The 17,716-nt window shown below is 40.9% G+C and carries 17 protein-coding genes; 8 read left to right on the top strand and 9 right to left on the bottom strand.

Annotated features, from left to right (window positions below):
* Nucleotides 1-73 precede the first annotated feature (73 nt).
* The 4 genes from LS71_RS06375 (at nucleotide 74) to LS71_RS06390 (ending at nucleotide 3,754) form a co-directional block, all read left to right on the top strand.
* Entirely contained in the window at nucleotides 74-799 is a 726-nt protein-coding gene (locus tag LS71_RS06375) for an SIR2 family NAD-dependent protein deacylase (protein WP_034354246.1), read from the top strand.
* Between the two features lie 102 nt (nucleotides 800-901).
* On the top strand, nucleotides 902-1,411 hold the full coding sequence (petA, locus tag LS71_RS06380; RefSeq protein ID WP_034354243.1) for a ubiquinol-cytochrome c reductase iron-sulfur subunit: 510 nt from the start codon (nucleotides 902-904) through the stop codon (nucleotides 1,409-1,411).
* Between the two features lie 10 nt (nucleotides 1,412-1,421).
* Nucleotides 1,422-2,654, top strand: a complete 1,233-nt coding sequence (locus tag LS71_RS06385) for a cytochrome b (protein WP_034354240.1) — start codon at nucleotides 1,422-1,424, stop codon at nucleotides 2,652-2,654.
* On the top strand, nucleotides 2,651-3,754 hold the full coding sequence (locus LS71_RS06390) for a c-type cytochrome (protein ID WP_034354238.1): 1,104 nt from the start codon (nucleotides 2,651-2,653) through the stop codon (nucleotides 3,752-3,754). Before LS71_RS06385 ends, LS71_RS06390 begins: the two co-directional genes overlap by 4 nt.
* Before the next feature lie 136 nt (nucleotides 3,755-3,890).
* Here the strand turns inward: LS71_RS06390 and thyX are convergent, their stop codons facing one another.
* Nucleotides 3,891-4,538: an FAD-dependent thymidylate synthase gene (gene thyX, locus LS71_RS06395; RefSeq protein WP_034354236.1), complete on the bottom strand. Its 648-nt coding sequence runs from the start codon at nucleotides 4,536-4,538 to the stop codon at nucleotides 3,891-3,893.
* Nucleotides 4,539-4,643: 105 nt separating this feature from the next.
* On the opposite strand from thyX, the gene LS71_RS06400 reads away from it, so the two are divergent.
* Nucleotides 4,644-5,732: a DUF354 domain-containing protein gene (locus tag LS71_RS06400; RefSeq protein ID WP_034354235.1), complete on the top strand. Its 1,089-nt coding sequence runs from the start codon at nucleotides 4,644-4,646 to the stop codon at nucleotides 5,730-5,732.
* Here the strand turns inward: LS71_RS06400 and LS71_RS06405 are convergent.
* The 7 genes from LS71_RS06405 to ruvC are packed head-to-tail and all read right to left on the bottom strand — an operon-like array spanning nucleotide 5,716 to nucleotide 13,049.
* Complete coding sequence (locus LS71_RS06405) at nucleotides 5,716-6,966, bottom strand: type II secretion system F family protein (protein ID WP_238700364.1); 1,251 nt, start codon at nucleotides 6,964-6,966, stop codon at nucleotides 5,716-5,718. The genes LS71_RS06400 and LS71_RS06405 overlap by 17 nt on opposite strands.
* A complete protein-coding gene (locus LS71_RS06410; RefSeq protein WP_034354229.1) occupies nucleotides 6,963-8,495 on the bottom strand; it encodes a GspE/PulE family protein in 1,533 nt (510 codons plus the stop codon). The genes LS71_RS06405 and LS71_RS06410 overlap by 4 nt, the downstream gene beginning before the upstream one ends.
* Before the next feature lie 21 nt (nucleotides 8,496-8,516).
* Complete coding sequence (mshL, locus tag LS71_RS06415; RefSeq protein WP_081946258.1) at nucleotides 8,517-10,166, bottom strand: pilus (MSHA type) biogenesis protein MshL; 1,650 nt, start codon at nucleotides 10,164-10,166, stop codon at nucleotides 8,517-8,519.
* Entirely contained in the window at nucleotides 10,159-10,512 is a 354-nt protein-coding gene (locus tag LS71_RS06420) for a hypothetical protein (protein WP_034354227.1), read from the bottom strand. Before LS71_RS06420 ends, mshL begins: the two co-directional genes overlap by 8 nt.
* Nucleotides 10,509-11,120 (bottom strand): hypothetical protein, encoded by a 612-nt coding sequence (locus LS71_RS06425; RefSeq protein WP_052057973.1) that lies wholly within the window; start codon nucleotides 11,118-11,120, stop codon nucleotides 10,509-10,511. Before LS71_RS06425 ends, LS71_RS06420 begins: the two co-directional genes overlap by 4 nt.
* Nucleotides 11,110-12,519, bottom strand: a complete 1,410-nt coding sequence (locus LS71_RS06430) for a hypothetical protein (protein ID WP_034354225.1) — start codon at nucleotides 12,517-12,519, stop codon at nucleotides 11,110-11,112. Before LS71_RS06430 ends, LS71_RS06425 begins: the two co-directional genes overlap by 11 nt.
* On the bottom strand, nucleotides 12,516-13,049 hold the full coding sequence (ruvC, locus tag LS71_RS06435; RefSeq protein WP_052057971.1) for a crossover junction endodeoxyribonuclease RuvC: 534 nt from the start codon (nucleotides 13,047-13,049) through the stop codon (nucleotides 12,516-12,518). The genes LS71_RS06430 and ruvC overlap by 4 nt, the downstream gene beginning before the upstream one ends.
* Nucleotides 13,050-13,187: 138 nt before the next feature.
* Between ruvC and dnaA the strand changes: the two genes are divergently transcribed.
* The 3 genes from dnaA to LS71_RS06450 all read left to right on the top strand — a co-directional run bounded on the left by dnaA (nucleotide 13,188) and on the right by LS71_RS06450 (nucleotide 16,567).
* Complete coding sequence (dnaA, locus tag LS71_RS06440) at nucleotides 13,188-14,516, top strand: chromosomal replication initiator protein DnaA (RefSeq protein WP_034354223.1); 1,329 nt, start codon at nucleotides 13,188-13,190, stop codon at nucleotides 14,514-14,516.
* Between the two features lie 171 nt (nucleotides 14,517-14,687).
* Nucleotides 14,688-15,185, top strand: a complete 498-nt coding sequence (locus tag LS71_RS06445) for a PAS domain-containing protein (RefSeq protein ID WP_034354220.1) — start codon at nucleotides 14,688-14,690, stop codon at nucleotides 15,183-15,185.
* Nucleotides 15,185-16,567 carry a methyl-accepting chemotaxis protein gene (locus LS71_RS06450; protein ID WP_034354218.1) on the top strand — a complete coding sequence of 461 codons (1,383 nt, stop codon included), beginning with the start codon at nucleotides 15,185-15,187 and terminating at the stop codon, nucleotides 16,565-16,567. Before LS71_RS06445 ends, LS71_RS06450 begins: the two co-directional genes overlap by 1 nt.
* Before the next feature lie 97 nt (nucleotides 16,568-16,664).
* Here the strand turns inward: LS71_RS06450 and LS71_RS06455 are convergent, their stop codons facing one another.
* Nucleotides 16,665-17,678, bottom strand: coding sequence for an MDR/zinc-dependent alcohol dehydrogenase-like family protein (locus LS71_RS06455; protein ID WP_052057969.1), 1,014 nt, complete (start codon nucleotides 17,676-17,678; stop codon nucleotides 16,665-16,667).
* Nucleotides 17,679-17,716 lie beyond the last annotated feature (38 nt).

Raw genomic sequence — 17,716 nt, forward strand, 5'->3', positions numbered from 1 at the left:
AAAATTTGATGTTAAGCGTAATTTTTGTATAACCGCGCGCTTAAACATTACACACTTTAAGAAAGGAGCAAATATGCCAAAACTGGTGGTTTTTAGCGGTGCGGGACTAAGTGCAGAATCTGGGCTAGCGACTTTTCGCAATAGTAATGGATTATGGGCGCAGTATGACCCTATGGAAGTGTGCAATTATGAAAATTGGCTTGATAATTTTGCATTGGTGCATAGATTCTATAATCTACGCAGACAGGAGCTAGCCAAAGTGCAGCCAAATGCGATGCATAAATATCTTGCTACACTGGATAAAAAGCTTAAATCAGTTGAGGTGATACACATCACGCAAAATGTAGATGATTTACTTGAGCGCGCAGGGGCGAGAAATATAATGCATATTCATGGCGAGCTTACAAAGCTTATTTGCCCGCAATGTCAGCATGTCACAAATATAGGCTATAATGCCTACACACCCGCACCTTGTGAGCAATGCGGTTATACTAAAGTGAAGCCAAAAATTATCTTTTTCTTTGAGCAAGCCCCGCTATATGCGCCCATGTATGAGATTCTCTCCTCACTTTCACATAATGATATGGCGCTAGTGATTGGCACAAGTGGGAATGTAGTGGATATTAGTATGCTGCTCACATACGCGCAGAGGGGTGGAAAGCGCATAGGCTCTAAGATTTTAAATAATCTCGCGCCAAGCAAAAGCATTACAGAATCTGTATTTGATAAAATTTTTTATAAGCCAACTACAGAGGCAATAGCAGATATTGACAAAGAAATTTTGGCGTTCTTTAACTAAAAATTTTAAACAACAATTAAAGTAAATAAACAATATTTAAGCCATTTTTGCATACGATAATGGCTTTTTTAGACTTCGCAAAACAACAAGAAAGGAGAAAAGATGCAAGACACAAAAAGACGCGATTTCTTGGGAATGGCTCTAGGTGGTGTCGCTGCTGTGGGCGCGGTGGCGTCTTTGTATGCGATGAAACGCTCTTGGGACCCATTGCCTAGCGTTGTTTCAGCTGGTTTTACTACATTTGATTTAAGCGCATTGCAAGAGGGCATACTGCACACGGTGGAGTGGAGAGGTAAGCCTGTATATATTCTCAAAAAATTAGCTAATGCCCAAAAAGTAGAGGGGCGCGACTTTGAAGTAGGTGGCGCACTCTATACAGTTGGAATTCAAATCTGCACGCATTTGGGCTGTATCCCTAGCTTTAATCAAGCCTCGCAAGAATTTGCCTGCGCTTGCCATGGAGGGAGGTTTGATGCTTCGGGTGTTAATGAAGCTGGCACACCTCCACCACGCCCTATGGATATTCCACCCTTTAAAATCGATGGCACAAAAATGGTCTTAGGCGAAGAAGGGCAAGAATACAAAGCCTTGCTTGAAGTAAAGAAAGCATAAGGAGGCGACAATGGAAGTGAAAAAAGCTAATGGCTTGGTGGATTGGCTAGACCAACGCCTTGCTCTTAAGAAATTTTTAGAAGTGATGATGACAAAATATTGGATTCCCAAAAATATCAACTTCTTATGGGCTATGGGCGTGGTGCTGCTCGTGCTATTTACTTTACTTGTAGTGAGCGGACTATTTTTGCTTATGTATTATAAGCCTGATGTGAATTTGGCTTTTGATAGTGTAAATCATACCATTATGAGCGAAGTGGCATTTGGCTGGCTGTGGCGGCATATTCACGCAGTGGCTGCAAGTATGATATTCCTCATCATTTATATCCATATGTTTGTGGCTATTTATTATGGCTCGTTTAAAAAAGGGCGCGAAATGGTGTGGATTGGCGGTATGCTGCTTTTTGTGCTATTTTCTGCAGAAGCATTTAGCGGCTATATGTTGCCTTGGGGACAGATGAGCTACTGGGCGGCGGCTGTTATTACTAATCTTTTTGGTGGGATTCCTGTGATTGGCCCTGATGTGGTTGAATGGGTGCGCGGAAACTTTGTAGTAGCAGATTCTACATTGACACGATTTTTTATGCTGCATGTTTGCTTGCTGCCTATCGTGATTATTGGCGTGATTGCGCTGCATTTTTATACGCTAAGAATGCCGCATGTGAATAATGAAACAGGCGAGCATATCGACTTTGAAGCAGAAGCAAAAAAATATGAAGAAGGCAAGAAAAAAGAATCTAAAGTCATTCCTTTCTGGCCTGTATTTTTATCAAAAGATATTTTTGTTGTGTGTAGCTTTATGATTGGGTTTTTCTATCTAGTATGCTTTCATTTTGATTTTGCTATGGACCCCATTAACTTTGACCCAGCAAATAATATGAAAACGCCCGCGCATATCTACCCTGAATGGTATTTCTTGTGGAGCTATGAGGTATTAAGAGGATTTTTCTTTAGCGCAGATTTAGGATTAATTGCCTTTGGTATTGCGCAAGTGGCGTTTTTATTCTTGCCATGGCTTGATAGAAGCCCTAATGTTGCGCCCGCTCATAAACGCCCGGGCTATTTTGTATGGTATTGCCTGCTTGTGGTAGATATGATTGTGCTTACTATCTTTGGTAAGCTCCCACCAGAAGGAGCAAATAATTTCATTGGTTTTGTGGCTTCGATTGGATTTTTATTCCTTGTATTTGTCGCCCTGCCTATAGTTACTATGCTTGAAAACAAGAAGGAGGCACACCAATGAAAGAGTTAAAAATTCTAGCTATTCTTATAGTGGTTGTAGGTGTGCTTTACTGGGGTGTTGAACCTTTGGCTCATGCGACTTTCCACCCTGAAGTGGCAAAGGCTGATTTTGCATTTAAAGATTTGCAAGAAGTAGATATTAGTAAAGGCGATGCAGAGCGTGGTAAGGCTCTCATTGAGGCAAATTGTATAGGCTGCCACACCCTTAATGATGTGGGCATTGCTGGAGGCGATATGGCAATGTATTTTCGCGATGATAAAGAGGCGACTATCTCAACGCCTGATATTTCCACTGCAGGCGCAATTTATCATGAGAAATTTTTGGCAAATCTTATTATGAATCCTATTGAAACGCTCCACCTTAGCCATAAATTTCCTAATTTTGACTTTCCTATGCCTCCGTATGCTGGCGATGAAAATCAAGAACAAGAAGTGGCAGATATGGTCGCCTATCTCAAATCCATAGGCTCTGTATCGCTTAAAAAACAAGTCTTAGAATCTCAAGAGTTCGTGAGCAAAAAAGAAAGAATTGAAAAGGCAAATATATCTGAATCGCAAAAGCAAAATGAGATTGCAAAGCTTGAAGATAGCCTTACAAATAAAGCCGTATTCCTCAATGCCTGCTCACGCTGTCATACGATGAAATATGACAAAGTCGCCTCAAAGACTACGCCTCAAAGCTTGGGTATATATCTTGGCTCAGCTGCGCCGGATTTATCAACTATCATTCGCAGCAAGGGTGAGCATTATTTAGAGTATTTCATCAACGACCCGCAAAAAGTCTCTTACAAATCTATACAAGAGGCTATTATCAAAAAGCAAGGCTCACTGCCTGCTAATGACAAAAAAAGCGATTGGCAAGATGACAAAGATTATAGCAATCTGGCCAAAGAGCTAGGCGTTATGCCGGTGGGACTTTCTATGCCGCGCGTTGGATTAACACAAGAATCACAAGAGCGCGTTGTGGCTTACTTAGAATCTATTGGAGATTCTAAAAAAGCGGAGCGCGAAAGCTTGGGCGTTAAAATAATGATTTTCTTTGCTGTGATGAGCGTGCTAGCATACCTATGGAAGCGCCGCATTTGGAGCGAAGTGCATTAAATATAGAATCTAGCCATAGAATCTAAGGTTGCGACCCTAGATTCTATGCTGCACTAAAACCTTTCAGATTCTATCCTTGCATACTTACTTTTTAAATTCCATAACCATACAATTATTAGGGCAAATTAAAGCGGCATTACTGCGTGATATGCTCCTCAAAAATAAAGCGATGTTCCTCTGGCAAAGCGTTAAAAAGCGCTAAAGCTAAGGCTCTAATCTCCCACAATGCACTCTTAGAAGTGCGCAAAGCAAGAAAATTTTGCAAACTCCTTGCATTAATGCTAAAACTTAGTTCTGTGCGATAAGATTCTGGCATAGCAAACTTGGCAATGTCGTTATTTACATTATTGCACAGAATCTGGCGCAAATTTTCAAGCGCATGGAGTGAGGCGAGATTGACCTGCTCATTGCTTGTGAGGACGATAAATTCCTCTGCACGCGCTAGATTTTCTGCGTTGGCAGGGAGAAAGCTAGGGAGATTTTTAAGTTCTTTAAGCGTGTAGCGTGAAGATTTCACACTAAAGCTTGCCATTCTGTGGCGTGCTAGCTCCTGCAAACACGCGCGAGAAATGCCTTGAATATAAAAATTATAGTGCAAATGCTCCAAAGTGCTTGCGTGCTTAAATTTATTCCCCACCCTATCGATAAGCTCCATATCTTTCTGCCCACCATTATCGCTTTTATCAAAGCTCTGCCAACAAGTGCGAATAGCGTGGCTGCATACCTCCAAAGGCGTATAATGTAAAAGTGTGATATGAATCTTGCAAGCGATATTCTCTACCATAAATGTCTCCTTTATCTGCCCTTCTTTATAGAATCTTAACGCAGTTTATATAATACTTTAATGAATGCAATTGCCCATAAAAGCTACAAACATCAAGGAGCGCAAATGATATGGCTTGATATTATTGACCCAAAGTATGTGCTATTTTTTAAATCCTTATTGCCTAAACTTCAGGCGCTAGATTCTGTGATTATCACCACGCGCAAAAGTGCGGGCTATGATGAATGTGCCAAACTCCTAAAACTCTTTAATATAGAATCTTATGCTATTGGCGGCTATGGGGGAGCGAGCAAGCTTGGTAAATTTGAGGCGAGATTAAAGCGGCAAAAGGGCTTTTTGGCACTTTTTAAAAAAGTGGGTATGCCGCATCTTTTTATCACTGGAGCAAGCGTAGATGGCGTGCAGTGCGCGTATGGTTTGGGCATTCCTATCGTGCAGTTTGCTGACACGCCTGTGGCAGATTGGCGCTTTAGTAAAGAAAAAATCACTATTCTTTCGCGCTTGAGCTTGCCGCTCTCAAGCCTTGTTTTTTATCCTTTTGTCGTGCCAAAAGTGTGTTACACAAGTTTGGGGCTAGCAGATTCTCAAGTCATAGCTTATGATTTTATAGATGTGGCTTTATGGCTGCAAGATGTGCCTACTTATGCGCTAGATTCTATACAGCGCGCAGCATTTTGCAAAAAGTGGCATTTAGATAAAAATCTACCCATTATTTTAGTGCGCGAGGAGGAGTATAAGGCGCATTATGTGACGCAAAAACTGCCTATTATTTATGAGAGTATTACGCTTCTAGCTCAAGCGTTTAATGTATTGCTTATGCCGCGATATGAAAGCGATGGGTTAGAAACGCGCTTTGGAGGGCAGGCGCGTATTACAATCATCAAGCAAAAGCTTATGCCAAAAGATTTTTATCCCTTTATTGATGTGCTGCTAGGTGGGGGCGGGACTATGAATTTAGAGGCGTGCTATCTTGGCATACCTGTGATTTCTACGCGCTCGCTTTTATTGTTCCATGATAAATTTCTTATAAAGCACAAACTTATGTATCACGCAAAAAGTGCGCAAGAAGTGATGTCTTTGCTCACAAAAATCCCAAAAAAATCCCAAAAAAAGCAAGATAGCCTCTTTGCACCAAATGGTGCGGATTTTAGTAAAATCCTACCTCATATCAAAAAGCTTATACACCGCCCATAGCGTGCGAACTCATATCCCACATCGGCACAAACACGCCTAGAGCCAAAAGCAAAAGCAGCACGCCCATAATAAAGCTTAAAAGCGGCTCGATGAGTGAGATTAAAAAATCAATCTTGCCTTGTGCAATCTCCTCAAAGCGCTTTGCACACACTTCAAGCATTTCAGGCAATTTCCCGCTTTGCTCACCAGCAGCCAAAATGGCTAGCGAAATATCATCTAATAAATGCTCTTGTGTGAGCGCAAGCGATAGGCTTTTGCCATTTTTTACTAAAGTGAGTGCTTGCATAAAGCGCGCTTTAAGGGCTAGATTGCCTATAGTATCATTGCTTAGGCTTAAAGCCACATCAAGTGGCGTGGCGGATTTAAGCTGCAAAAAGAGTGTGAAAGTGTATTGATAAAACACATTAAGCTTTATCATCTCGCCAATGACTGGTACATGCAGGCTTAACGCGTGGATTTTGTGCCTAAAGTTAAGTGAGCGCGTATAGAATCTATACAGCACCACCGCGCTCACAGCGCATACAATCAAAGCTATTAGCCCAAAATGCGTGAAAAAATGCTGCAAATGTATAAGCACACGCGTGTATATGGGCAAATTCACGCTTAGTTCGTCAAACATCACCAAAAATTCCGGCAGCACAAACATCACTAGCCCCACAAACGCCCCGATAATGCTTATAAGCACAAGCAGCGGATACAAAAGTGCGCGCTTAATTTTGCTTTTATTTTTATGCTCTTTTTCCAAATGCGCGCTAAGCATTTTAAAAATCTCGCCTAGCTCCCCGCTTTTCTCGCCAAGTGCTATCATACTCCAAGTCATATCGCCAAAAATATGCCTATGCTCCTTGAATGCTATAGATAATTTCTGTCCTAGATTCAATCGATAAGCAATCTCAAGCAAAATATGCTTTAAAGCAGGCTTTTGTGTGTTTTTCGCACACACTTGAATGACTTCTAAAAGCGGCAGGGAGGCACTTAGCATAATTGAGATTTGCAAAAAAAGCGCGCTTATATCTTGTTTATTAATTTTATTATCAAGCCACAGCATCTGCAAATGCAAAAACTCAAAACCGCTTAGAACCTTAATGTCAATGGGATAAATATTATACTTTTGCAGGCTCTGCTCTTTGGCATTTTCATATGAAGTCGCAAAAAGTGTGATTTGAATATGTGCATTATCCTTAATGCCTTTAATGAGATATTTTCGCGGCAGTTTGTTGGGCAGTTTTTTCATATTTTGCACACTCTATAAATTTCATCAAAGCTACTTAGCCCATTTTTTAGCATTTGCAAGCCATTTTCAAACATGCTCTTAAAGCCCATTTGCCTTAGCTCCTGCATGATATATGCCTTATTTTGTGGGGATTTAATATATTCATACACTAAGGGCGAATGCTCTAAGCATTCACTTATTAATAAACGCCCGCTAAAGCCCTGCATATGGCAATGTCCGCAGCCATTTGGCGCAAAAAATGAGCCTTGCTCCACCTCTTCCCATAAATGCGTGATAGCACGCTGCTCAAAGTGTTTATAAACTTCTTGCGCAGAAAGGGGCAGCTTGCAATGTGGGCAAAGCCTCCTAGCTAATCGTTGGGAGATAACTAAATGCAAACTTGAAGCAAGCAAATAGCCCTGTGCGCCCATATCAAGCAAACGCTCTATCACGCTTAGAGCATCATTAGCATGCAATGTAGCTAGCACTAAATGTCCGGTCAAAGACGCTCTAAGCGCGATTTCAAGGCTTTGCTCATCGCGTATCTCGCCTATGCTTAAAATATCTGGGTCATGGCGCAGTATCGCCCTTAATGCTTGTGTGAAGCCAAAATCATATTTATCCTGCACAAGCACTTGAGTAACAAGCTGCATTTGGTATTCAATGGGGTCTTCAAGGGTGATAATTTTTTTAAGCGGGGATTTGAGTAATTCTAATATCGCATAAAGTGTTGTGGATTTGCCACTGCCTGTTGGACCTGTGAGCAAAATAATGCCATGTGGGGTAAAAATATTGCGCTTAATAATCTCTAAATGCGTAGGATTAAAGCCTAGCTGCTCTAAATGAATGCTTTTGGCATTTTTATGCAAGATTCTAAGCACAATTGACTCTCCACCAAATGCGGGCAAACATGAAAGCCTAAAGTCATAGCCCAAAGCATTAAATTCGCGACTAAATCGCCCATCTTGGCTTTGCCGATTTTGATTAATATCAAGCTCGCACTCAAGCTTTAAAAGCGAGCTTAAAGCCTCAAAGATGCTAGATTCTAAGCTGAAAATTTCCCTTAGCATACCATCTACGCGCACTCTTATGCGCGCTTTATGGATATGCTGCTCATTAAAGCATTCAAAATGTATATCACTCGCGCCCTCCTCAATGCACGCCTGCAAGATAAAATCAAGCAGCGCCACCGCGCTTAAATCTTGAAATGCGTTTTTAGAATCTAGAGGCGTTTTGTGCTGCTGCAAAAGGGCATTTTTAAGCGTATGAAACATTTGAAAGCGCTGGATTTGCTTTGCTTGCACATCAAAGGCTTGGGGCAAGCAAGTAAAAAGTGCTAATTTCGCATAAGGATATAGCTTTGCAATATGCGCGCGTATAAGCCCAATGGGCGCGCTAGTATCTTTAAGGGCTATGCACACTTCTTTGGAATTAAAAGCAAAAATAAGGCACTGATGCTTTAAAATAAATTTATACTCAAGTGCGTTCAAAGATTTTTCGCACAATGTGTGCGTGTGCAGGTTAATAAAAGGCAGCGCCTCACTCATCATACGCCCTTTATAGAATCTAGCCTACACAAAGGGCTTCTCGCGTATAGAATCTAGCTCATACATAAAATCCTGCCCATGTAAAAAATCAATAATTTCTTCTATGCGCTCCTGCTCTCCATACTCCCCACGCTCCTGCGCATCTAGCTGCACGATGTGCGGAGCGATGACAATCACCATTTCTTGCGTTTCTTGAATATTTTTTGTATAGCTAAATAAATATTTTATAAGCGGAATATCGCCTAAAAGCGGGATTTTGCGCCTTATTTGCCCCTCTGTTTTATCAATCAATCCTCCAAGCACAATTCTTTCTCCATCTTTTACCTGCACGAGCGAAGAGAGCTGCTTAGTTGAGAGATTTGGCGGAGTATCAAGGGCAGTGGTGTGATTTTCAATAGCAATATCTTTTGTTTTAGTAATAGATGGATTAATTTTTAGGATAATTTTATTGTCTTTAATGCTTGGCGTTACATCAAGCAAAATGCCCGCAAAGACTGATGGAAAAGCTTGAGCGTTATTTTGGATAGAAGTGCCTTGCGTGGTGGTTTGATAAGTGGTGTTTTGCGAATAGCGCAGCACACTACCTACGCTAATGATAGCGGGCTGATTGTTAAGTGTGAGTACTTTAGGATTAGAAATAGAATGCACTTTGCCATAAGTTTGTAAGAATTCTATAATGCGGTTAATGCTCACCCCTTGTGAAAAAATATTAATCCCAAAGCCCTCATTGCCTTGTGTGTTGGCATTTGGCGGCAGTGTCATAAGGTTACCAAGCTTATAAAATTCATTCCAATCAATGCCATAAGTTTGGTTATTTGTGTGCTGCACATTGAAAATATGCACATCAATAAGCACTTGCTTTTGAATCTTAGCATTAAGATGAGCGATATATGCCTCTACACGCCGCAGTTGCGCAGGCGAAGCAGTGATAGTGAGCAAACCTGCGGCTTTATTGATGATAATATCTTTACTTTTTTTGCTAGATTCTGGCTGATACGCATCACCGGGTGCATAAGCAATGCCTGCAATCTCCTGCCACAGCTCGCCCCAAAAGTCAATCTCATCAATGCTATAAATTTTTGTCCCACTTTTACCAATGTTTGGATTATTAGAAGTGGCTTTACTCATCGCCATTTTATGCGCTTGAGATTCTATCTCAAAGTTTGAAATCCCTATAGGTGCGCTTGAATGCGTGGTGTTATATAAAGATTGCACTTGATTATCTTGTGAAAACACAATATCTGTATTGCTAGAACCAACGCGCGTGGTGGCGATATAGCTAATCTCAAAAGTTTTTGTAAGTAAAGAGCCAATTTTTAGCGTGCCTTTATTAAGCGTATAATGGAAGTCATTGCCCATGATTAGGCTTTCAAGGATATTTGTTAAGGGCTTATCTTTTATATGAATGGCACTTTTCTTGCCATCAAGCAGGGCTTTGGTATCTTCTTGCAGATAAATAACGCTTAAATGGCATTGTGCGGCGATTTCCTCGATGATTTTGCTAAGCATGGCATGGCTGCTTGAGTGGATATTCATAGCCTTACCGCACGCAAGGAGTAAAGAGGGCATAAAAAATAGCGCGAAAATAAGGAGCAGAAGTGGCAAAGTAGCGTCCTTTTTGAAACTAGAGTGGCTAGATTGTGCCACAATAAACCTTTGATTTGCTTTATTCATGTGGGCGCATTTCCTTGCCCACTTCAAGCACATAGCGCGCATTTTGGCTCTGCACATACACAGCATGAGATTCTATATGTGATATATAATACTCACTCATATACTCGCCTACACTTAGCCACTGCCCATTGATTAGGGCTTTGCCATTAATGATAGCCTCAAGCATTAAATCTGTATGTAAAGACATAGAATCTAGCGCAAAAGGATTATGCAATGCGTGCAAATGCTCCTTTATAGCCTCCTTAGAAAATCCCTGCAGGCTTGAAATAAGCGCGTGAATATCTGCCTTAGAATCTAGCGCGTAAAGATTAAGCGCAAAAAGTAATAATATAAGCTTTTTTCTCATTTGGCACTGCTTTGTATAAAGGGGTTTAAATGATAATCTACAATCAGCAGCTCAAAGCCCATTTGCGCACTATCTTTAGGCATTAGATGTATAGTATCAAGGCTAAAAAATGGATAAGATTCTATAAACTCAAGTAAAGCAATAAATTGTGCAAAGTCCCCCACACCTTGAATGCGCAGTGCATTAAGCGCAGGATAAGGCGCAAAATGCGTGAGATTAAGGCTATGTGCTTTGGCAAAGGCAATGAGTTGAGAGATGAGCGAAAATGGATTGAGTGGAGGCTCTTGCGGGCTTATGTGGCTCTGTAAAAGGGCTAGATTCTCATTTATATGTTCAATGTGCGCTTGTAGGGCTTGTGTCTGCTCTAAATGCTGCATTTTGGTGTGATTTACAGAATCTAGCGAGAGTTTTAGCTCATTGTGCGCGCTTTTGTGCATATTCTGTAATGCAGAAAAACGCTCAAACAAAGGCATATACACAAATTCTATCATCACAAATGCCATACATAAGATTAAAGCAAGGCTTAACAAATACCGCTCGCGCTTAGTTTTAGTAGATAAAAAATGCTCCAAAGCACCAAAAATACGCGCATAAAGATTAGATAACATAATGCACAACCATAATTTGCGCCTTTGTTTTATCAGGCATATCTGGCGCAGATTCTATAGCACCTTCTTGCGCTTTATTTATAGAATCTGGATGGTTAAAAAGCGCGCTTTGCGTGCCGTTATTAAGCGTGGCAAGCAGGGAGGAGAGATGCATCTGCGATGAGGAACTCACCTGCATAGTGGCGATAAAAATTTGGGGCGTGAAATAAAATGCTATCCCCTCAACGCTAATGTGCGCGACATTACATTGTGATAGGATACTCTGCATAAACTCATAGCGCTTAATGTAGCTCTGCTGCCATGTATGCACTTCTTGCAGATTCTCTAAAAGCATATGTTGCTTTTTTGTAAGCTCGCTTAGAGTGCTGGTGTGCGCATTTGGCGTTTTTTCATTATTGCCCTCTTGTGCGAGCTGCAGCATATCATCTGGCATAAAAAGCTGCTGGGTTTGCTCATTTAAGCTTATTATGGCGTTATGCAAATAGTGATTATAGCTAGCAAGCCCTAGCGGAATAAGACATACAAATAGCACAAAAACCGCTGCAATACCTGCATATAGCCTTTTGTATGGGCTTGGCTTAGGCGCAAAATTAGGCAAAGATACTTTTGTATTTTCATACATTTTGGCATATTCAAAAGCTAGAAATGCCCTAAAATGCTCAAAATCTATCTCGCCCTTAAACCCAAAGCATTCATAAAATGGCACAAAACTTAGCCCTTGCACATTTTTGGCTTCAGATTCTATAGAATCTACAGAATTTGTATGCACATCTTGGGAGGGCGCATGGGGCGTGGATTCTATAAATTGATGAGGGAGGGAGGGCATAAAATAATATATCTGCTTAAAAACCTGCCCATACGCATCTTGCAAATATGCAATATGCCCTTGCACACGCTCTTGTAGCATAGAATCTGCCATATCTAGCACACATATTTCCCTCAAAGCATTATGCTCAAAGTAGCACAGATAAGATTCTATCCACGCCACAAACGCATTTTGACTTTTATGGGCGTTTGCAGCAAATGCGCACAGGGGCAAAAATATATCGCTAGTAATGATAGCAGTATGGGGAAGTGCGCGGGATTTGGCAAAGAAAAAGCACTCACACACGCATTTTTGCTCATCAAACAAATGCGGATAGGCAGTGAAATATAGCTCATAAGCATAGCTTGGCGCTTTTAGCGGCGCGAGTGAAATAAGCAGCGACGCACCTGCAGACTGAAGCGCAAGTGTATCCACTTCTAAGCGCGTATAAATAAGCTCTGTGGGAGGCAAAGAAATAATACAAGCACGCTTTGGGATTTTATCACATAGCACAATCTCGCCATTACTTAGCTCATAGGCTTTGTGCGTGTCAAAAAAGATAGGATTTGTGGGTTTATTTTTTATATGTTTCATATTTGCCCTGCTGCGGGATTTATGGTGGAATTTTTAGCAGGATTTATAGAATCTAGCGCGCCAATGCGTTGGGAGTGCGTAATAGCAATGGCAATAGCATCGCTAATATCAAGAGGCTTTATGTCTGCACGAATGCCAAGTATTTTTTTAACCATAAAGGCGACTTGCGCTTTATCAGCCTTGCCATTGCCTGTGAGAGCCTTTTTAACTTGTAGCGGCGTGTATTCAGCAAAGTTGCCTACATCTTGCAAAATCTTAAGACTTAGCGCGCCGCGAAATTGCGCAAGCTTAATCACGCTTTTAGGATTATAAGCAAAAAATATATCCTCAATAGCCACCTCATCTATGGAAAAATGCTTTAAAATCAAATCTATCCCCTCTATACATTCTAGAATCTGCGCTTGCAAATGCCTTTGCTTAATCTTTATAAACCCCGCCTCCAAAAGCTTAAGTTTGCGCGACATAGGCGCATAATCAATCACCGCATAGCCACAATTTCTACTCCCGGGGTCAATGCCTAAGATATGCACATTTAATCCAAATTAAAAGTTTTTTTCATTATGATGACGCTTCCATTTTTAGAATCTTTAAAGCTTAAGAATCTTTGATTATTCACATTTTATTCACAGGGTAAATCAAGATTCTATCTTTCCCCATAGGAAGTAATATTGTCCATAGATAATATATTAAAAAAACTTAAAACTAAGCTATCAGAATCTGAATATGCTTCTTACATCTCACTTATGGAGTATGATGAAAGTGCCTCTAGGACGGATACGGAAGTATTTTATGTGCCTAATATGTTTGTGGCAAATTGGATAAAAAGTAACTATTTAGAAATTATCGCGCATGCTTTTGAAGATGAAAATACGCTAGGTATTCGTCCAGAAATTCACATCAAAGTGAGAAAACAAAACCACAATGTGAAAAGTGTAAATCTTAATAAAATCGCTATGCCCTCCACAAATGCGATGAGTCTTAATCCCTACTACACTTTTGAAAACTTTATTGTGGGTAAATCTAATGAGCATGCCCACACCATTGCTAAGCTTGTGGCTCAAAGACAAGCCTCTGCGTATAATCCTGTGGTATTTTATGGTAAGTCTGGGCTTGGCAAAACGCATTTGCTTAACGCCATAGGCAATGATGTGAAAGAAAAAAACAAAAATGTGTTGTATGTTACAGCTGAAGATTTCCTCAATGACTATATGGAAAAAATTAAGCGCAAAACTATGGATAGCTTTCGCCATAAATACCGCAAATGTGATTATTTGCTTATTGATGATGTGCAGTTTTTTGGCGGCAAAGAAGGCGTGCAGGAGGAGCTTTTAAATACCTTTAATGCGCTGTATGGCTCTAAAAAACAAATTGTGATGACAAGCGATAAGCCTCCCAAAGAAATTAAAGGCTTAGAAGATAGGCTGCGCTCGCGCTTTGAAGGTGGGGTTATGGCAGAGATTACTAATCCTGAACTTGAGACAAAAATATCCATTATAGAATCTAAGTGCGAGCTTAACCGCATTAGCCTTGATAAAGAAGTCATTGAATACATCGCTTCAAATATTCATGCTAATATCCGCCAGATTGAGGGGATTTTATCCACCATAAACACGCATCTTAATCTTTCGCCACAAAGCAATGCCTTGCTCATTGCCAAAAATGTGCTTAAAAATTATCAAAATGAGAGATTAGGCGACATCACGCTTGATAATATTATAAAAGTGGTGAGTAAGGAGCTAAACATTAAGCCTAGTGAAATTACCTCTAAAGAGCGCAGCCGTAAGGTTGCCTTCGCGCGGCGCGCTGTTATTTACCTCGCACGCTCTTTAACGATTAATTCCATGCCTATGATTGCCAAAGAGCTTGGTATGAAAGACCATAGCTCTGTGAGCAAGGCTTTAAAGGCTATTGAAACAGAAATTAAGCAAAACCCCTCCACAAAAAGCATTATCGAGGATATAAAAAGCAAAATTCAACAAAGTCTTGATAGCATATAGATAACACCCATAGCGCAGCAAAATATAGAATCTAGAATCTATAAAAGTGCTACTTAAAGCTACAATCTTTCTTAAAATAATTCTTGACTATGCGCTTAATTTGCTAAATTTTTAGTTTGTAACTAAAAATTGCTAGAATTCCTCGTTGTTTGATTTTTATAAGGAGCAATAATGATTGATTTGGGTATGGAACTAAGCGACTCTACGCTCATTACATCTAAAACAGATTTAAAAGGCAGGGTAACATATTGCAATAAAGATTTTCTCCGATATAGCGGCTTTAGCGAAGATGAAGTATTTGGAAAACCACACAACATCGTGCGACACAAGGATATGCCAAAGGCGGTTTTTAAAATTTTGTGGGATTATGTTAAAAGGGGCGAGGAGGTCTTTGCCTTTGTGAAAAATAGAACCAAAGATAATGGGCATTATTGGGTTTTTGCCAATGTCACACCCTCATTTGATATGCAAAAAAATATCGTGGGCTATTATTCTGTAAGGAGAAAGCCAAATCCCAAAGCCATTAAGCAAATCGCTCAAGTATATCGCTCTATGCTTAGTGCGCAAAGTCAATCCACGCAGGCAAGCTACGCATTGCTTGAGCAGAAGCTTAGCGAGCATAATATGTCTTATAATCACTTCATACTTTCTTTGCAGGAGCGCGCATAATGAAATGGCAAGATATATTAGTGCTTGCCTTGTTGGTAGTGGGCATAGGGCTTGATGTGTATACAAATGGGCTAAGCATGGTAAGCGCGATATTTGTGCTTATTGGTATTGTGTGGATTCTAAACTATTTGCTTTCACGCAAAGATAGGCGCTTAGTGCAAGCACTACTGCTTACCATGCAGGAATACACGCATGGTAAGTTTGAGGCGCGCATTACGCATATCAAGGGTAAAAGCGCAATATCAAAGATTTGTGAGTGCGTGAATGATTTTGCTGACCATTTGGAAGCCTTTTTGCGCGAGGTAAAAACTGCCATTGAATGCTCAAGAGAGGGTAAATATTATCGCAAGGCTATTATGGAGGGCTTAAATGGCACTTTCGCACAAAATATCGAGGGCATTAATCAGGCATTAAGCGAGATTGAAAAAAACGCCAAAGATTCTATCCGCAACGCCCTCTCAAAAAATTTAATGAATCTTAGCCTCACTAGCCAAAATACCAACCTCGATAGTATCTCCCACACACTTAATGAAGATATCGTGCATATGAAAAAGGTGGATTTAAATATCCGCGATATTCGCACTTTAGCCCTTAATAGCAAAGAAGATGTAACCAATCTCACAAGCTCCATTGGCGAGCTGCTCACGCTTATTGAGGCAAATAATCAATCAATTGAAAATCTAGCGCAAAAATCAAGCGATATTGGCAATGTCGTAGAGCTTATTAATGACATTGCCGAGCAGACCAATCTTTTAGCGCTCAATGCCGCTATCGAAGCCGCACGCGCGGGCGAGCATGGGCGGGGCTTTGCTGTGGTGGCAGATGAAGTGCGAAAACTCGCAGAAAAAACACAAAAAGCCACCAATGAAATTTCTATTTCTATCCAAAGTATGCAGCAAGAAGTAGGTAGCATTGAAGAGGGCGGCGAGGAAGTGAGCAAAATCACTTCCGTTTCAGAATCTAAACTGCAAAGTTTCAAAGAAGTATTTGATAAAATGGAGGCAAATAGCCATTCTTTAAACGATATCTTTACCCAGCTCTACAAGCGCCTCGTGCTTTCTGTGACAAAGCTTGACCATATTGTGTTTAAATCAAATCTCTATTTGTGCCTTAACACTCAGCAAAACCATACAAGTTTGCAAACAAATAATCCTATTTCTTCTCTGGTTGATGACAAAGATACAAATGCCATTATTTACGCACTGCTACCACAAGCAGAGCTTGAAAACATTAGCCAAAGATTAAAGCAGGACGCACTTAATGCGGTGGCTTTCATCGGAGAGGAACTCACACAAGAGAGTTCGGCAAAAATTTTAGAAGATGTCAAAGAAGTGGAGCAAAGCTCTGCCGTGCTGCTTGAGCATTTAACTCCCAAAGAGTAGCTAGATTCTATAACTCACGTAAAAATATAGAATCTAGAAAAATGTGTGCATTTTTAAACATTTAGATACGCTTGCGCGCTCTATTTGCCCATTTTAATTAGCTTACCTTTGCTACAAATTTTCTCCCTAAATGCGCGCTCTTTAGCTCGCTTAAAGCCTGTGGAATCTCGGCAAAATCAATTATTTGAATATCTGGCAAAAGTATTTCGCCGCTTAAAACAAGGCTAAAAAGCTCCTCTCCTTGCGCTCTAAGCCGCCTAAAATCCGCCTCACTACCGCACTCATGTATCGCACCTAGCGCAATCTCATGCAACGAAGGACAAAAAGTAAAAGCCCTCACAGCATTCTCCTCAATGCGCCCCAAAATAGAAACGATATGCCCATAATAGCCCAAAAGGCAGACTAGCTCGCTAGCCTTGCCCATCGTATCAAAGATAGCATAGAATCTATTCCGCACAGATTCTATCGCGCCATTTATAGAATCTAGATTCTGCGCGCAAAACTCCTCATACTCATAGCACGCCCACGCCCCTTGCGCCAAAAGCACGCTATGATGCTTCTTACTTGCCACAGCACTTACTCTAGCATTTTGCCGCACTAAAAGCGAGAGCAGTATCCGCCCAAGCGCGCCCCCAGCGCCATACACGAGCACATCTCTCCCCGTAAGCAATGGCACTTTATGCAGCGCCTGCATAGCAGTAAGCCCAGGGCAAGGCAGACTAGCGGCAATATGCAGCGGCAGGCTAGCAACTAGTGGCATTAACGCACTAGAACGCACAATGCTATATGTGCTAAAACTCCCATCACTGCGCAAATCCGTGTGATACGCGTATATCTGCCCGATTTTTATAGGATTATGCTCTTGATTTGGGTAGCTTGTAAGTGCGATACCAACGCCATCTACGCCCATTATCTGCCCTGCTTTTTTAGGCGAAAAGCTATCTAAAAGCTTGTAATCAACAGGATTTAGCCCGACAAAAAGATTTTGTATAAGCGTCTCTCCCGCATTTAGCGCGCGCAAGGGCTTTTCTTGCAGGCTAAGCTTTAAAGGCGTATTTGGAGCAAAGCAAAAGCCTTTCGTATTTTGCGGCATTTTAGGGACTTCATTCATTATTCACCTCGCATTTTGCAAAGTTATAGAATCTAGAT

The organism is Helicobacter jaachi (assembly GCF_000763135.2).
In the GTDB taxonomy this organism is placed as follows: domain Bacteria; phylum Campylobacterota; class Campylobacteria; order Campylobacterales; family Helicobacteraceae; genus Helicobacter_C; species Helicobacter_C jaachi.

What these genes read in the sequence shown, in the direction of transcription:
- mshL (WP_081946258.1), bottom strand. Translation starts at nt 10,166, where the DNA reads ATGAATAAAGCAAATCAAAGGTTTATTGTGGCACAATCTAGCCACTCT.
- LS71_RS06450 (WP_034354218.1), top strand. Translation starts at nt 15,185, where the DNA reads ATGAAATGGCAAGATATATTAGTGCTTGCCTTGTTGGTAGTGGGCATA.
- LS71_RS06390 (WP_034354238.1), top strand. Translation starts at nt 2,651, where the DNA reads ATGAAAGAGTTAAAAATTCTAGCTATTCTTATAGTGGTTGTAGGTGTG.
- LS71_RS06455 (WP_052057969.1), bottom strand. Translation starts at nt 17,678, where the DNA reads ATGAATGAAGTCCCTAAAATGCCGCAAAATACGAAAGGCTTTTGCTTT.
- LS71_RS06420 (WP_034354227.1), bottom strand. Translation starts at nt 10,512, where the DNA reads ATGAGAAAAAAGCTTATATTATTACTTTTTGCGCTTAATCTTTACGCG.
- LS71_RS06430 (WP_034354225.1), bottom strand. Translation starts at nt 12,519, where the DNA reads ATGAAACATATAAAAAATAAACCCACAAATCCTATCTTTTTTGACACG.
- LS71_RS06410 (WP_034354229.1), bottom strand. Translation starts at nt 8,495, where the DNA reads ATGATGAGTGAGGCGCTGCCTTTTATTAACCTGCACACGCACACATTG.
- LS71_RS06405 (WP_238700364.1), bottom strand. Translation starts at nt 6,966, where the DNA reads ATGAAAAAACTGCCCAACAAACTGCCGCGAAAATATCTCATTAAAGGC.
- petA (WP_034354243.1), top strand. Translation starts at nt 902, where the DNA reads ATGCAAGACACAAAAAGACGCGATTTCTTGGGAATGGCTCTAGGTGGT.
- LS71_RS06400 (WP_034354235.1), top strand. Translation starts at nt 4,644, where the DNA reads ATGATATGGCTTGATATTATTGACCCAAAGTATGTGCTATTTTTTAAA.
- LS71_RS06375 (WP_034354246.1), top strand. Translation starts at nt 74, where the DNA reads ATGCCAAAACTGGTGGTTTTTAGCGGTGCGGGACTAAGTGCAGAATCT.
- LS71_RS06445 (WP_034354220.1), top strand. Translation starts at nt 14,688, where the DNA reads ATGATTGATTTGGGTATGGAACTAAGCGACTCTACGCTCATTACATCT.
- LS71_RS06425 (WP_052057973.1), bottom strand. Translation starts at nt 11,120, where the DNA reads ATGTTATCTAATCTTTATGCGCGTATTTTTGGTGCTTTGGAGCATTTT.
- LS71_RS06385 (WP_034354240.1), top strand. Translation starts at nt 1,422, where the DNA reads ATGGAAGTGAAAAAAGCTAATGGCTTGGTGGATTGGCTAGACCAACGC.
- thyX (WP_034354236.1), bottom strand. Translation starts at nt 4,538, where the DNA reads ATGGTAGAGAATATCGCTTGCAAGATTCATATCACACTTTTACATTAT.